Origin of the sequence: Pseudomonas sp. RIT-PI-q (assembly GCF_001297125.1) — a bacterium.
Classification (GTDB): Bacteria; Pseudomonadota; Gammaproteobacteria; order Pseudomonadales; family Pseudomonadaceae; genus Aquipseudomonas.
The window spans coordinates 79,912-94,760 of the sequence record NZ_LHPC01000017.1 but is presented as its reverse complement, the minus strand read 5'-3'; the positions used below and the strand labels follow the sequence as shown (position 1 = coordinate 94,760).

Annotated in this window: 11 protein-coding genes; all 11 read left to right on the top strand. The window is 62.7% G+C overall.

Annotated features, from left to right (window positions below; all coding sequences use genetic code 11):
- The first annotated feature begins 60 nt into the window (after nt 1–60).
- The 11 genes from AEQ67_RS04285 to AEQ67_RS04235 all read left to right on the top strand — a co-directional run bounded on the left by AEQ67_RS04285 (nt 61) and on the right by AEQ67_RS04235 (nt 14,828).
- Complete coding sequence (locus AEQ67_RS04285; protein ID WP_059402650.1) at nt 61–1,215, top strand: CaiB/BaiF CoA transferase family protein; 1,155 nt, start codon at nt 61–63, stop codon at nt 1,213–1,215.
- A gap of 52 nt (nt 1,216–1,267) precedes the next feature.
- Nucleotides 1,268–2,071 (top strand): enoyl-CoA hydratase/isomerase family protein, encoded by an 804-nt coding sequence (locus AEQ67_RS04280; protein ID WP_059402649.1) that lies wholly within the window; start codon nt 1,268–1,270, stop codon nt 2,069–2,071.
- A 53-nt stretch (nt 2,072–2,124) separates the two neighbouring features.
- Nucleotides 2,125–3,681, top strand: coding sequence for an acyl-CoA synthetase (locus AEQ67_RS04275; protein WP_059402648.1), 1,557 nt, complete (start codon nt 2,125–2,127; stop codon nt 3,679–3,681).
- Between the two features lie 4 nt (nt 3,682–3,685).
- Nucleotides 3,686–5,218 (top strand): acyl-CoA synthetase, encoded by a 1,533-nt coding sequence (locus AEQ67_RS04270; RefSeq protein WP_059402647.1) that lies wholly within the window; start codon nt 3,686–3,688, stop codon nt 5,216–5,218.
- 856 nt (nt 5,219–6,074) lie between these two features.
- Nucleotides 6,075–7,214 (top strand): acyl-CoA dehydrogenase family protein, encoded by a 1,140-nt coding sequence (locus AEQ67_RS04265; protein ID WP_059402646.1) that lies wholly within the window; start codon nt 6,075–6,077, stop codon nt 7,212–7,214.
- A 30-nt stretch (nt 7,215–7,244) separates the two neighbouring features.
- A complete protein-coding gene (locus AEQ67_RS04260) occupies nt 7,245–8,453 on the top strand; it encodes a lipid-transfer protein (RefSeq protein WP_059402645.1) in 1,209 nt (402 codons plus the stop codon).
- Nucleotides 8,450–9,607 carry an acyl-CoA dehydrogenase family protein gene (locus AEQ67_RS04255; protein ID WP_059402644.1) on the top strand — a complete coding sequence of 386 codons (1,158 nt, stop codon included), beginning with the start codon at nt 8,450–8,452 and terminating at the stop codon, nt 9,605–9,607. The genes AEQ67_RS04260 and AEQ67_RS04255 overlap by 4 nt, the downstream gene beginning before the upstream one ends.
- 26 nt (nt 9,608–9,633) lie before the next feature.
- Nucleotides 9,634–10,635: an acyl-CoA dehydrogenase family protein gene (locus AEQ67_RS04250; RefSeq protein WP_059402643.1), complete on the top strand. Its 1,002-nt coding sequence runs from the start codon at nt 9,634–9,636 to the stop codon at nt 10,633–10,635.
- Between the two features lie 11 nt (nt 10,636–10,646).
- Nucleotides 10,647–11,435 (top strand): crotonase/enoyl-CoA hydratase family protein, encoded by a 789-nt coding sequence (locus AEQ67_RS04245; protein ID WP_059402642.1) that lies wholly within the window; start codon nt 10,647–10,649, stop codon nt 11,433–11,435.
- Nucleotides 11,436–11,601: 166 nt separating this feature from the next.
- The gene (locus AEQ67_RS04240) at nt 11,602–13,434 is read left to right on the top strand and encodes a DUF1302 domain-containing protein (RefSeq protein WP_059402641.1); all 1,833 of its coding nucleotides are present in this window, start codon (nt 11,602–11,604) and stop codon (nt 13,432–13,434) included.
- 26 nt (nt 13,435–13,460) lie between these two features.
- The gene (locus AEQ67_RS04235; protein ID WP_059402640.1) at nt 13,461–14,828 is read left to right on the top strand and encodes a DUF1329 domain-containing protein; all 1,368 of its coding nucleotides are present in this window, start codon (nt 13,461–13,463) and stop codon (nt 14,826–14,828) included.
- Nucleotides 14,829–14,849 lie beyond the last annotated feature (21 nt).

Genomic DNA, 14,849 nt, shown 5'->3' with positions numbered 1-14,849 from the left:
TGGATGGCACAAAAACAGGGGTGCTGCCTGGCGCTCCGTCAGATCAGTGGAGCGGTTGCGATGGGTGTACTGAGCGGCATTCGAGTGGTGGAATTTGAGGCAATCGGCCCGGCGCCTTTTGGCACGATGCTGTTGGCAGACATGGGCGCCGACGTGGTGCGCATCGACCGTCCGGTCGCCGCGAGTGACCTGGGCCCGAAGTTCGAAGGCCAGCGCAAGGACATCACCGGACGCAATCGAAGCTCGGTGACCCTGGACCTGAAACGTCCGGAAAGTGTCACCGCAGCGCTGGAGCTGATCGAGCGTGCCGATGTGCTGATCGAAGGCTTTCGCCCGGGAACGATGGAGCGTCTCGGGCTTGGGCCGGACGTTGTTTTGGCGCGCAACCCGCGCCTGGTCTATGCGCGCATGACCGGTTGGGGCCAGACCGGGCCACTGGCCGAGCGCGCGGGCCATGACCTGAACTACATCGCCCTGTCAGGCGTGCTGTCCGCCATCGGCCCGGCCGGCGGGCGTCCGGTGCCGCCGCTGAACCTGGTGGGCGACTACGGCGGTGGCGGCATGTTGCTGGCGATGGGCGTACTGGCAGCGCTGGTCAATGTGCAGCGCGGCGGGGTCGGGCAAGTGGTCGACGCGGCGATGACCGAGGGGGCGGCGCAGTTGGGCTCGGTGATTTGGGGGCTGTTGGCTGGCGGTCACTGGAACGAACAGCGCGGCAGCAACCTGCTCGACGGCGGCGCGCCGTGGTACGACACCTATGAAACCCGCGATGGGCAGCACATGTCGATCGGGCCGATCGAGTCGCGTTTCTATGCGCAAATGCTCGAGATTCTGGGCCTGGCCAACGCTGATCTGCCCGGCCAGCACGACCGGAGCGGTTGGCCACGGCTGCGGGAAGCGTTCACGTCGGCGTTCCTCAGCCGCACACGCGAACAGTGGGCCGAAGCATTCGACGGCAGCGATGCTTGCGTCGCGCCGGTGTTGGGTTTCGCCGAAGCGGCGCAGCATCCCCATAGCCTGGCGCGCGGCAGCTTCATCGAGGTCGACGGCGTAGTGCAACCGGTCCCGGCACCGCGTTTTCTCACCACACCTTCGACACCTCCGCGACCTGCGCCACAGCGCGGCGAACATGGCGGCGATGCGCTTCGCGACTGGGGATTCGACGCCCCGACCATCGAGCGTTTGCGTGAGCTGGGCCTGGGCTTCAAGGTCTGATTGCCGCCCCATAAAAACAACAAAGAAACCACCGGAGCGCAGGAATCAGCCCATGGCCATTCAGTTCAAGATCATCGATCACGTGGCACTCATCACACTTGATGCGCCCACAACGCACAACGCGCTGACGGTCAGCGACCTGATGCACCTGCGCAAGACACTGGGCGCCTGCCAGGATGACGAGCAGGTGCGGGTCATCGTGCTCACCGGTGCCGGGGAACGCGCGTTTTGCTGCGGTGCGAGTTTCAAGGAGCCGTTACGACCCGCGTCCGGTTTTGTCGCCGGGGCAATGAAAAGCCGTGAGACCGAAGCCGAGGAGGGTGGCTTCATGCGCTTGTTCGACCTCAGTGACCTGGAGATCTGGAAGCCGATTATCGCGGCCATCAATGGCGATTGCCTGGGCGGCGGTCTTGAACTGGCGCTGCAATGTGACCTGCGTATCGCCACGGCCAGCGCCACGTTCGGCTTGCCCGAAGTCGGCGACGCGACCATTCCGGCTGCGGGGGGCGTGCAGTACCTGCTGCGCGCCGTGCCAGCGGCCCACGCCATGAAAATGGCGTTGACCGGCGAATCGGTCTGCGCGCAGGAGGCGTTGCGCATCGGGCTGATCATCGACCTTGTGCCTCAGGATCGGCTCCTGTCTGCGGCGCTCAACCTGGCCGAACGCATTGCGGCCAACGGCCCGCTGGCGGTGCAGTCGATCAAGCGACTGGCGGTGCAGACCGCCCACCTGGCACCTCGGGATTTCGTCATCCAGGCCCATCTTCACTGGGGCTTGTTGCGCGATAGCGAGGACCACGCGGAAGGGCGCATGGCCCTGGCCGAGCAGCGCACGCCCAAATACACCGGAGCCTGATGCTCCAAGACTTTCGTTTTTGCCTGACAACAATAATTCACAGGAAAACCTTCATGTATCTGACCCAAGGACTGCACCGGGTTCTGCAGCAACGACCTCATGCCTTGGCGACGGTCTTTCGTGACCGGCGTCGCACCTATGCCGAACTGGCCGACCGAGTGGCCCGTCTTGCCGGCGCCTTGCAGCAACTGGGGATGCAGACCGGCGATCGCGTTGGCCTGCTTGGCTTGAACTCCGACCGTTTTCTCGAATATTTCCTGGCCACCTGGTGGGGCGGTGGCGTGGTCAACCCGGTCAACATCCGCTGGAGCGTGCCGGAAATCGTCTACTCGCTGGACGACTGCGATACCCGCATCCTGATGATCGATGACGCTTTCCTGCCCATGGCCGAAGCTATTACCGGTACGGCCAAGGTGCGGCCGCTGCTGATCCACGTTGGCGACGGGCCGGCGCCCGAGGGCATGCTGTCCTACGAACAACTGATCCGTGACGCAGAGCCAGTTGATGATGCCTTTCGCGGCGGCGACGACCTGGCCAGCATCATGTACACCGGCGGCACCACCGGCCGGCCAAAGGGCGTGATGCAGTCGCACATGAATTTGTGGTCGGCGGCCGTGGCCCGCGCGGCCGATGTTCCAGTGCCGGCGGATGCGCTGACCCTGCACATCGCCCCGATGTTCCACCTGGCGGCGCTGTCGCGGGTGATCCTGATCTCGTTGCTGGGTTTGCCCAGCATCTTCGTGCCAGCCTTCGATGCGCTGGACGTCATGCGCACCATCGAAAGCGAGCGGATCACCGACATCCTGATCGTGCCGACCATGTTGCAGGCGCTGATCATGCACCCGGATTTTGCCCGGCATGACCTCGGCTGCCTGCGCAGCTTGACCTATGGCGCCTCGCCGATTGCCGTTCCTTTGCTGGAACTCGCGCTCAAGGCCTTGCCGAATGTCGAGTTCACCCAGGGCTATGGCATGACCGAAGCCGCGCCACCGATTTGCGCCAACGGTCCGCAAAACCATAGCGCTGAAGGTATCGCCAATGGCCGCCTGCGCTCGGCCGGGCGCCCAGGGCTCGGCGTGACTGTGCGCATTGTCGACGAGCAGGACAACGAAGTTCCCTGCGGGACTGTCGGCGAAGTCATCGTGCGCGGCCCGAACATCATGCTCGGCTACTGGAACAAACCCGACGAAACTGCCCAGGCGCTGCGGGGTGGCTGGATGCACACCGGCGACGGCGCCTACATGGATGAAGACGGTTACCTCTACATCGTCGACCGCTTCAAGGACATGATCGTCAGCGGTGGCGAGAACGTTTATTCCGGTGAAGTCGAGAGCGCGATTTCCAGTCACCCGGCCGTCGCTGCATGTGCGGTGATCGGCATTCCCTGTGTGCAGTGGGGCGAAGCTGTGCACGCGGTGATTGTGCTCAAGCCCGATACCGAAGCCGTGGGTGCCGAGATCATCGAGCACTGCCGTCGACAGATTGCGGGCTACAAGACCCCGAAATCGGTCGAGTTCCGCGCCGCATTGCCGTTGTCCGGTGCAGGCAAGGTGCTCAAGCGTGATCTGCGCGAGCCGTTCTGGAGTGGCAAGGATCGGGGGGTGAGTTGACGCCATGTACATGACTCAATGCTTGCAGCGAACGCTGCAGCAGAACCCGGAACACATGGCGACAATCTTCGGTGAGCGCCGCCAGACCTATCGCCAGTTTGGCGACCGCGTCGCTCGGTTGGCCGGTGCCTTGCAGAACCTGGGCATGGCGCCGGGTGATCGGGTCGGCATGCTCGCGCTCAATTCCGACCGTTATCTCGAATACATCATGGGTGTCTGGTGGGGCGGCGGGGTGTTGAACCCGGTCAACATCCGCTGGAGCGTGCCCGAGATCGTTTACTCGCTGGACGATTGCGCGACCGGCATTTTGATTGTCGATGAGCATTTTGCAGCGCTGGCCGACGGCATCCGTGCCACGGTTCACCGTGTCCCGGTGTTTATCTACGCCGGGGAGGGTGAAGTACCGGCGGGCATGCTTGGCTTCGAGCCACTGATTGCCGACGCTGTACCGGTCGAGGATGCCGGTCGTGGCGGTGACGACCTCGCCTGCATCATGTACACCGGTGGCACCACCGGTTTCCCCAAAGGTGTCATGCAATCGCATCTGAATCTGTGGTCGGCGTGCATGCCGCGCATGGTCGATATGCCTCCGGTGCGCAATGGACGGTTGTTGCACGTGGCGCCGCTGTTCCATGTCGCCGGCATGGCGCGCGCATTGATTCAGTTCCTGGCCGGCGAAACCCATGTCCTGGTGCCGAGCTTCGACGCTGAAGGACTGCTGCAAATCATCGAGGGTGAACAGATCACCGAAACGCTGCTGGTGCCGACGATGATCCTCGCACTATTGGCCCATCCCGATTTTGATCGCTATGACCTCAGCAGTCTCAAACGCTTGACCTACGGCGCATCGCCCAGTGCGAGTGAGATGGTCGAACAGGTGCTCGCGCGGCTTCCGCAGATCGAGCTTTCCCACTCTTACGGGCTGACTGAAGCCTGCCCGGTGGTGTCGAGCAATCTGCCGTGGAATCACACACAGCAAGCACGCCAAAGCGGATTGTCGCGTTCGGTCGGGCGTGGTGGCCTGGGTGTGAACGTGAAGATTGTCGACCCGCAAGGCAATGAAGTCCCACGTGGCACGGTGGGCGAGATCATCGTGCGCGGACCGAACATCATGCAGGGCTACTGGAACAAACCCGAGGAAACCGCGAAAGCACTGCGCAATGGCTGGCTGTATACCGGGGATGGCGCCTACATGGACGAGCAGGGTTACCTGTTCATCGTTGACCGGCTGAAGGACATGATCGTCAGTGGCGGCGAAAACATCTATTCGGCCGAGGTCGAGAACATTCTCGCGCGGCATCCGGCGGTGGCGATGGCTGCGGTGATCGGCATCCCGCATGAGCAATGGGGCGAAGCGGTGCACGCCGTCGTGGTGCGCAAGCCCGGCGCCCACGTCGATGAACAACAATTGCGCCGGTATTGCCGCCAGTTCATCGCCGGCTACAAATGCCCGAAAAGCATCGAGTTCCGCGACGCATTACCGCTCTCCGCCGCCGGCAAAGTCCTGAAACGCCAACTGCGCAAACAGCCCTCGTGACGTCACCAAAATGCCCGTAGGAGCTGGCTTGCCAGCGAAGGGGCCCTCCAGCGTTGCGGCGAATAGGAGGACGCCTTCGCTGGCAAGCCAGCTCCTACAAGGGATTGAAGTCATTCACACATCCAGCGATCGCCCTCAAACCGGTAGGAGCTGGCTTGCCAGCGAAGGGTCCCTCGAGCCTTGCGGCGAATAGGAGGACGCCTTCGCTGGCGAGCCAGCTCCTACAAGGGAATTGAGGGCGTTTACCCATTCCGCGACCGCCCCAAGCCCGTAGGAGCTGGCTTGCCAGCGAAGGGTCCCTCAAGCCTTGCGGTGAATAGGAGGACGCTTTCGCTGGCAAGCCAGCTCCTACAAGGGGATTGAGGTCGTTTGCACATTCCGCGACCGCCCCAAGCCCGTAGGAGCTGGCTCGCCAGCGAAGGGGCCCTCAAGCCTTGCGGCGATTATGTGGACGCCTTCGCTGGCGAGCCAGCTCCTACAAGGGGATTGAGGGCGTTTACCCATTCCGCGACCACCCCAAAACCGTAGGAGCTGGCTTGCCAGCGAAGGGGCCCTCAAGCCTTGCGGCGAATAGGAGGACGCCTTCGCTGGCAAGCCAGCTCCTACAAGGAATTGAAGTCGTTTGCACATTCCGCGCCCCCCCAAATCCGTAGGAGCTGGCTCGCCAGCGAAGGGGCCCTCAAGCCTTGCGGCGATTAGGAGGACGCTTTCGCTGGCAAGCCAGCTCCTACAAGGGCGGTGTTTGATTCTGTCGAAATTTGCTACCCGATCCGGGTGGATTCAACACCCCCCCACGCCAATACATTGATCCCACGAACCAGGCGCACGTCAGCCTGGCAATCCACTGGAGATCCCGATGCATATCAACCGTACCGTCTACCGTGAAGACCACGAAATGCTGCGTGAAACCGCGCGGCGTTTCTTCGAGCGTGAATGCCTTCCCAAGCAGGCTCAGTGGGACGAGGCCGGGCAGGTCGACCGGGAAACCTGGCTCAAGGCCGGTCGCCACAACCTGTTGTGCCTCACCGTGCCGACCGAGTACGGCGGTGGCGGCGGTGACTTCGGGCACTCGGCCGTGTTGATCGAAGAGCTGTACCGCTCCGGTGTTTCGGGCTGGAGCCTGGGTGTGCATTCCGACATCGTCGCGCCGTATATCGTGCGCCTGGGCACCGAAGCGCAAAAGCACAAATGGCTGCCGAACATCTGCGCCGGCGAAACCGTCCTGGCCGTTGCCATGACCGAGCCGGGCACCGGTTCCGACCTCAAGGCGATCCGCACCACCGCCGTGCGTGACGGTGACGAATGGGTGATCAACGGCAGCAAAACCTTCATCAGCAACGGCCTGACCTGCGACATGGTCGTGGTGGTGTGCAAGACCGACCCGAGCGCCGGAGCCAAGGGTTGCAGCCTGATCATGGTCGAGTGCGACCGTGAAGGTTTCCGTCGTGGCCGCAAGCTGGAGAAGGTTGGCCAGGCGGCCGCCGATACCGCAGAACTGTTCTTCGACAACGTGCGCGTACCGGTAGGCAACCTGCTAGGCGAAGAAAACAAAGGCTTCATGCACCTGATGGAAGAGCTGCCGCAAGAGCGCCTGGTCATCGCCCTGTACAGCGCCGCCAAACTCGAACGCCTGCTGGAGCAGACCGTCGAGTACGTGAAGGACCGCAAGGCCTTCAACCAGACCGTCTGGGACTTCCAGAACACCAAATTCAAACTCGCCGACATCAAGGCCCAGGCCACCGCCGTGCGCCTGACCATCGATCACTACATTGGCGAACACATGCGTCGGCGCCTCACGGTGCAGGAGTCGGCCATCGCCAAACTCTTCGCCACTGAGACCTTGTGCAAGTGCATCGACGACATGGTCCAGCTGCACGGTGGCTACGGCTACATGCTCGAGTACCCGATTGCCCGCGCCTTCGTCGACATGCGTGTGACGCGCATTTTCGGCGGCACCAGCGAAGTGCTGCGCGAACTCATCGCGCGCCAGTTGTGATCCTTTCCCCTCATTTTTTCAGGTGACTCCATGAGCGAAAAAGTACTGGTAGCCGGCGTTGGCATGATTCCGTTCCGCAAGCCCAGCGAAAGCCCGACCTATGTGCAGATGGGCGCGGAAGCGGTGCGCCGCGCCCTGGCCGATGCCGCGATCGATTACAGCTTGATCCAGGAAGCCTACGCCGGCTACGTCTACGGCGATTCCACCTGCGGCCAGACCGTGCTCTACGAAGTCGGCATGACCGGGATTCCGGTGGTCAACGTCAACAACAACTGCTCGACCGGTTCTACCGCGCTATTCCTGGCGCGCAAGGCCATCGAGTCCGGCGCGGTGGACTGCGTACTCGCGGTGGGCTTCGAACAGATGCAGGCCGGCGCGCTGAAATCCCACTGGGATGACCGACCGCCGACTCGCGAGCGCTTCCTGCCAATCCTGCGTGGCCTCACCGCCGACATGGAGGGTATGCCTCAGGCCATCCGCACCTTCGGCGGTGCAGGGCGCGAGTACATGCACAAATACGGCGCCACAATGCAAACCTTCGCCGCTGTGCGCGCCAAGGCCAGCCGCCATGCAGCCAATAATCCGCTGGCACTGTTTCGCAAGGTGCTCAGCGTTGAAGACGTGATGAACGACCCGGTGATTCTGCCAGGCGTGATGACCCGTCTGATGGCGTGCCCGCCGACCTGTGGCGGCGCCGCGGCGATCCTGGTGTCCGAGCGTTTCGCGAAAAAGCACGGCCTGCGCCGCGACGTGGAAATCGTTGCCCAGGCAATGACCACCGACACCGCCGAGTCCTTCAACTTTGAAAAACCGTCGCTGCTCGATTGGGTCGGCACCCACATGACCCACGCAGCGGTGGGCCAGGTCTACGAAAAGGCCGGTGTCGGCCCGAAGGACATCGACGTGTGCGAACTGCACGACTGCTTCGCGCAAAACGAAGTGATCTGCTACGAGTCCTTGGGCTTCTGCCCGGAGGGTGGCGCGGAAAAATTCGTGATGGACGGCGACAACACCTACGGCGGGCAAATCGTGATTAACCCGTCGGGCGGCCTGCTGTCCAAGGGGCATCCGCTGGGCGCTACCGGTCTGGCGCAGTGCTACGAGTTGACCCAGCAATTGCGCGGCAACGCCGATCAGCGCCAGGTCGATGGCGCACGCCTGGCCATGGCGCACAACCTTGGCCTGGGCGGCGCTTGTGTGGTGACGCTCTACGGAAAAGTCAGTGGAGGTGGCCAGTGAGCAGTCTGCTGGAGGCTTTCCGTTTGACGGCGTTACCTGAACACGCAGAGGCCTTTCGCGCTGAGGTGCGACGCTTTCTGGATGAGCATCTGCCGGCGGTTTCGGCCGATGTGCGGGCGCGCAGCTGGACCGGTTTCGACGCCGTGTTCAGCCGCAAACTGGCAGCGCGTGGCTGGGTCGGCTTGACCTTGCCCGGCGCCTACGGTGGCGCGGGGCTGGATGCGTTCAGTCGCTTTGTGCTGGTCGAAGAGTTGCTCTCAGCCGGTGCGCCGGTCGCTGCGCACTGGATCGCTGATCGCCAGAGCGGGCCGTTGATCCTCAAGTTCGGCAGCGATGCCCAGAAAGATTTCTACTTGCCGCGCATCTGCGCCGGCCAGGCGTTTTTCTGCATCGGCATGAGCGAGCCGAACGCCGGTTCCGACCTGGCCAGCGTGCGCAGTCGCGCCACACGTTGCGACGGTGGCTGGCGCTTGAGCGGGCGCAAGATCTGGACCACCAATGCGCATCACGCCGACTACATGATCGCGTTGGTGCGCACCAGCGGCGCGCCTGAGGACCGGCACAACGGGCTCTCGCAATTCATCATCGACCTCAAGCAACCGGGTGTCAGCGTGCGGCCCATCGTTGACCTGGCCGGCGATGCGCATTTCTCGGAAGTGGCGTTCGACGACGTGCTGCTGGGCGAGGACGCGCTGGTGGGCGAGGAGGGCAGTGGCTGGAAACAGGTGAATGCCGAATTGGCGTTCGAGCGCAGCGGCCCGGAACGCTTCTACTCCAGCGTGGTGCTGCTCGATCTGTGGACCAACACCCTGCGTCGCAACGGTGCCAGCGCCGCCGAAGCCACGTTGCTTGGCAGTTTCCTCACTCAGCTGAGCAGCCTGCGCAACCTCTCGGTGGCGCTGACGGCGTTGCTTGCGCGCGGCGCAAGCCCGGTGGTGGAAGCCGCGCTGGTCAAGGACATCGGCACCGAATTCGAACAGGCGATCCCGGCGGCGATTGCCGCCGCGATCAGCGCCCATCCGGATGCGCCGGCCGATGACGAGCTGTACCGCACCGTCGCTTACCTGAACCAGGTGGCGCCGACCTTCTCGTTGCGCGGCGGCACCCGGGAAATCCTGCGCGGCATGATCGCCCGCGGCCTCGGCCTGCGTTGATGCCCATCGAATAGGAAAACAAGGTCATGTTCACTGAAGCAATTGAAAAAATCCTCATCGACTTGTGCACGCCTGCGCGGGTCCGCGCGGTTGAACACGGTGATGGCGTGAAGGCGTTATGGAGCGCTCTGGAAGACGGCGGTTTTCTTGAGTTGCTGACCCCGGAAGTGATGGGTGGGGCGGGGCTTTCGCTGGAGGCGCTGTTGCCGATTTTCCTCGCCTTCGGTCGTTATGCGCTGCCCGTTCCGGCGGCCCAGAGCATCGCCGCCCGGGCATTGCTGCGCGACTGCCCGCAGCTGCCGCCGGCCGGGATGTTGACGCTTTCCGGCACGGCCCGACGCGAAGCCGATGGCTCGCTGTGTGTGCCGCGATTGGCCTATGGCCTGCTGGCCGACTTTGCCCTGGTCAACCTGGACGGTGCAATGCTGCTGCTCGATTGCAGCCAGGCACGGCGCCAGCCCTGCGGTGTTCACGCCAGTCAGTGCGCCACGTTGTATTGGCCGCAAGACACTGTCGGCGCAGCACTGGGCGACAACGGTGAAGAGGTCCGGCAGTTCAATGCCGCGATCCACGCAGCCGCTATCGCCGGGGCCATGGAACGGGCGCTCGACACCACGCTGGAGTATTGCAACGACCGGGTTCAGTTCGGCAAGGCCATCGGCAAGTTCCAGGCGGTTCAGCATCAGCTCAGCGTCATGGCGGAGCAGGTGGCCGCCTCGCGAATCGCCGCTGAACTGGCCTTCGCCAGCGATCAGCCGGTTCCGGCATTGATCCCGACGGCCATCGCCAAAGCACGTACCAGCATGGCGGTGCCTCAAGTGACCGCCACCGCTCACGCATTGTTCGGTGCCATCGGCGTGACCGAAGAACTGGACTTGCAGCTGTTCACCCGACGCCTGCACGAGTGGCGCGTCAGCGAAGGCTCGGAGACCTATTGGAACGGCATCGTCGGCCAGGCGTTGCTGGCGCAACCGGGCGTTACCGCCAGTGAATTCGTGCGCCACGTCAACCTGCCTCAATCCGCTTAAGGACCACCGCCATGAGCAACTTTCTGAAGTACGAACAAGACGGTCACGTCGTCACCCTGACGATGAATGACCCCGAGCGGCGCAACCCGCTGACCGGCAATAGCGCCGTGCCCGAGTTCCTCGAAGCCATCGAGCGGATCGAGCGCGACAGCAGCGTCCGTGCCGTGATCATCACCGGCGCCGGCAGCGCGTTTTGCTCCGGTGGCAATGTCCGCGACATGGACCGCTATGCGCAGATGTCCGGCATGCAACTGCGTCAGGAATACCGCACCGGCATTCAGCGCCTGCCTCTGGCGCTGTTCAATCTGGAAGTGCCGGTGATTGCTGCTGTGAATGGCGCGGCCATCGGCGCCGGCCTCGACCTGGCGTGCATGTGCGACATCCGCGTGGCCTCCGAGCAAGCGAAGTTTGCCGAGAGCTTCGTCAAGTTGGGGATCATTCCGGGCGACGGTGGTGCGTGGTTGTTGCCACGGATCATTGGCCTCTCGCGCGCCACCGAGCTGACCCTGACCGGGCAGATGATCGACGCGCGCCAGGCTGCGGAATGGAACCTGGTGTCCCGCGTCGTGCCCGCCGAACAGCTGCTGGACAGCGCCCGGGAAATCGCCGCGGCGATTGCCGCCAACCCGCCGCATGCGGTTCGCCTGGCCAAGCGACTGTTGCGCGAAGCCTTGCATACCCGACTCGACACGCTGCTGGAAATGTCCGCCACGTTCCAGGTGCTGTCGCACCAGACCGCCGATCACCGCGAAGCCGTGGCGGCCTTTATCGACAAACGAGCGCCGACGTTTAGCGGGTGAATGTCACCGAGGGTAACGCCCGGTGAGCGCATCTCAACCGGGTCGTTACGCCGTAAAAAATCCGCCCGAAAACACCTCATCCAAATCACCCGTTCGGGTGTGAGGACATCACGGGAGCCTCGCTAGCATGGGCTCTCACCACGTCATCCTTAACCGGAGAAACCGCATGACAAAAACAACAATGCGCGGAGTCTTCCAGCCAAGTCTGCTGGCCGTAGCTGTAATGATTGCCTCTTGCGCGAGCACTCACGCTCACGCAGTGGATTTCAATATCGGGGAAATCGAGGCGAAGTTCGATTCGTCGCTGTCGATCGGGGCCAGTTGGTCGGCGGCGGACCCGGACAAGCAGTTCATTTCCAACTTCAACTCACAGGGCGTCCCCGGGGGCGAGTCCGCCTCGCGGACCACCGACGACAACCGCCTGGACTTCAAGAAGGGTGAAACCTTCTCGAAGATCTTCAAGGGCGTGCACGACCTGGAGCTGAAGTACGGCGACAGCGGTGCCTTTGTGCGTGGCAAGTATTGGTATGACTTCGAGCTGATGGACGAGCATCGCCCGTTCTATGACATCGACGACACGGGGCGCGACCGCGCGGCGAAGTCGTCCGGGGCGATGTTCCTCGACAGCTTCGTCTATCACAACTACAGCATCGGCGATCAGGTCGGCAACGTACGCCTGGGCAAGCAAGTGGTGAGCTGGGGCGAGAGCACGTTCATCGGCAACTCGATCAACAGCATCAACCCGATCGACGTCGCCGCGTTGCGTCGCCCGGGTGCGGAAGTGAAGGAAGGCCTGATTCCGGTCAACCTGCTCTACGTGTCCCAGGGCCTGGCCGACAACATTACCGCTGAAGCCTTCTATCAGTTGGAGTGGGACAAGTCGGTGGTCGATAACTGCGGCACGTTCTTCGGCAGCGACGGCGTAGCGCAAGGCTGTAACGACCGCCTGGTGGTGGCCGGCCTCGACTTGCCACCGGGTGTGGCGCAGAACACCGGCAGTCTGGCTGCCGTCGGCGCGGGCACTGACGACGCGTTCATTCCGCGTCTGAAAGACCATGATGCGCGTGACAGCGGCCAGTACGGCCTGGCGTTGCGCTGGTTCGTGCCAGAGGCGAATGACACCGAGTTCGGTGCCTACGCGATGAACTATCACAGCCGCAACCCGTACCTGAGCATCAATCAGATGAGCAACGCCGCTGGTGGCCTGGCCTCGGCGCGCAGTGCCCGTTATTTCATCGACTCCCCGGAAGATATCCGCCTCTATGGCCTGAGTTTCCAGACCAACGTCGAGGGCGTGTCACTGGGGGGCGAAGTCAGCTACCGGCCGAACATGCCGCTGCAATTGAACACCGCTGACCTGCTGTCGGCAGCCACCTTCGGCGCGACCTCGCCACTGATCACCACCGGTTTCGCTGGGCGCAACCTCGGCGCCGAAGTCAACGGCTACAAGCGCATGCCGGTGACCCAGGCGCAAGTGACCGCGACCCAGTTCTTTGATCAGGTGCTCGGGGCCAGTCGCCTGACGGTGGTCGGCGAAGTGGGTTACAACCACATCAATGGCCTGGGCAAGGCCGACGGCTCGGATTTGCGCTTCGGTCGCAGCCCGGCCTTCGGTTCCGGTGAACTGCCGGGCGCAGCGGGCCTGGCCACCTGCCGAGGCACCGCCGTAGGCACTCCAACGGCCAGCAACCCTGCACAGGAATGCAATAACGACGGCTTCTACACCAGCAACAGCTGGGGCTATCGACTGCGCGGCAAGCTGGATTACCAGAACGTGTTTGCCGGTATCAACCTGTCGCCGAACATCGCCTGGTCCCATGACGTTTCCGGTTACGGGCCGAACTTCGATGAAGGCTCCAAAGCGGTCAGCCTCGGTGTGGATGCCGACTACCTGAACACCTACAACGCCAGCCTGAGTTACACCAATTACTTCGGTGGCGATTTCAATACCAACGTCGACCGCGACTACGTTGCGCTCAGCTTTGGCGTGAATTTCTGATGCACCCTGGGAAGAGGACGACAACAATGAACAACATCTCGATCCTGCGCATTGGCGCGTTGACGCTTTCGCTGCTGTCTTGCAGCGTGATGGCGGCTGTCTCGCCGCAGGAAGCTGCGCAACTGGGCACCACGCTGACGCCCTTGGGCGCGCAGAAAGAGGGCAATGCCAACGGCAGCATTCCCGCCTGGACCGGGGGTTTGAAACCCGGCGCGGCGCCGCTTGACAACGGTTTTCTTGGTGATCCGTTTGCCGACGAAAAGCCGCAGCTGGTCATCACGGCCGCCAACGCCGAGCAGTACAAGGACAAGCTGACCCCTGGCCAACTGGCGATGTTCAAACGCTATCCGGACAGCTACAAGATCCCGGTGTACAAGACCCAACGCACCGCCGCTGTGCCCCAAAACATCTATGACATTGCCAGGAAAAGTGCGGTGACCACCGAACTGACCCCTGACGGTAATGGCCTGCTTAATTTCACCCAAACCCGTTACTACCCGTTCCCGATTCCCAAGAACGGCGTCGAGGTTTACTGGAACCACACCAACCGTTATCGCGGCGGCAACATGGAGCGCCAGGCCGCTCAGGCCGCGCCGCAAACCAACGGCTCGTATTCCATCGTCGAGTACGACGACAAGCTGGCGTTCCCGCAATTGATGGAAGGCGTCGAAGGCGGGCAGGGCGACAACGTCCTGTACTACTACAAACAGGAAATCACCGCGCCGTCGCGCATGGCCGGTTCAGTAATCCTGATTCACGAGACCATTGACCAGGTCAAGGAGCCGCGCCTGGCGTGGGTCTACAACGCCGGTCAGCGCCGCGTTCGCCGTGCGCCGCAGGTGGCTTATGATGGCCCGGGCAATGGCTCGGACGGCATGCGCACCGCCGACAACACCGACATGATGAACGGCGCGCCGGATCGTTATGACTGGAAGCTGGTCGGCAAAAAGGAACTGTACATCCCGTACAACAACTACAAGTTGCAGTCGCCGAAGGTCAAGTACGACGACATCATCAAGCCTGGGCATATCAACCAGGACCTGACCCGTTATGAGCTGCATCGAGTGTGGCATGTCGAGGCCACGCTGAAACCGGGTCAGCGTCATGTCTATGCCAAGCGCGACATGTACTTCGACGAAGACACCTGGCAACTTGCCGAGGTCGATCACTACGATGGCCGTGGCCAGCTGTGGCGTGTGGCAGAAGGTTATGCGATCAACGATTACGAGCGCGGCGCGCCTAACTTCGCCATGCTCGGGATCTACGATCTGATCGCCGGTCGCTACAACGTGTTGGCGATGACCAACCAGGCCAAGCACGCGACGACCTATGGCATGACGGCCAAGATGACTGACTTCACGCCGTCTGCGCTGCGTAACGCCGGTATCCGCTGATCGTTTGTCGCGCTTCAAACA

Coding starts and splice junctions, on each gene's coding strand:
- AEQ67_RS04270 (WP_059402647.1), top strand. CDS start 3,686: ATGTACATGACTCAATGCTTGCAGCGAACGCTGCAGCAGAACCCGGAA.
- AEQ67_RS04260 (WP_059402645.1), top strand. CDS start 7,245: ATGAGCGAAAAAGTACTGGTAGCCGGCGTTGGCATGATTCCGTTCCGC.
- AEQ67_RS04285 (WP_059402650.1), top strand. CDS start 61: ATGGGTGTACTGAGCGGCATTCGAGTGGTGGAATTTGAGGCAATCGGC.
- AEQ67_RS04250 (WP_059402643.1), top strand. CDS start 9,634: ATGTTCACTGAAGCAATTGAAAAAATCCTCATCGACTTGTGCACGCCT.
- AEQ67_RS04275 (WP_059402648.1), top strand. CDS start 2,125: ATGTATCTGACCCAAGGACTGCACCGGGTTCTGCAGCAACGACCTCAT.
- AEQ67_RS04235 (WP_059402640.1), top strand. CDS start 13,461: ATGAACAACATCTCGATCCTGCGCATTGGCGCGTTGACGCTTTCGCTG.
- AEQ67_RS04265 (WP_059402646.1), top strand. CDS start 6,075: ATGCATATCAACCGTACCGTCTACCGTGAAGACCACGAAATGCTGCGT.
- AEQ67_RS04280 (WP_059402649.1), top strand. CDS start 1,268: ATGGCCATTCAGTTCAAGATCATCGATCACGTGGCACTCATCACACTT.
- AEQ67_RS04240 (WP_059402641.1), top strand. CDS start 11,602: ATGACAAAAACAACAATGCGCGGAGTCTTCCAGCCAAGTCTGCTGGCC.
- AEQ67_RS04245 (WP_059402642.1), top strand. CDS start 10,647: ATGAGCAACTTTCTGAAGTACGAACAAGACGGTCACGTCGTCACCCTG.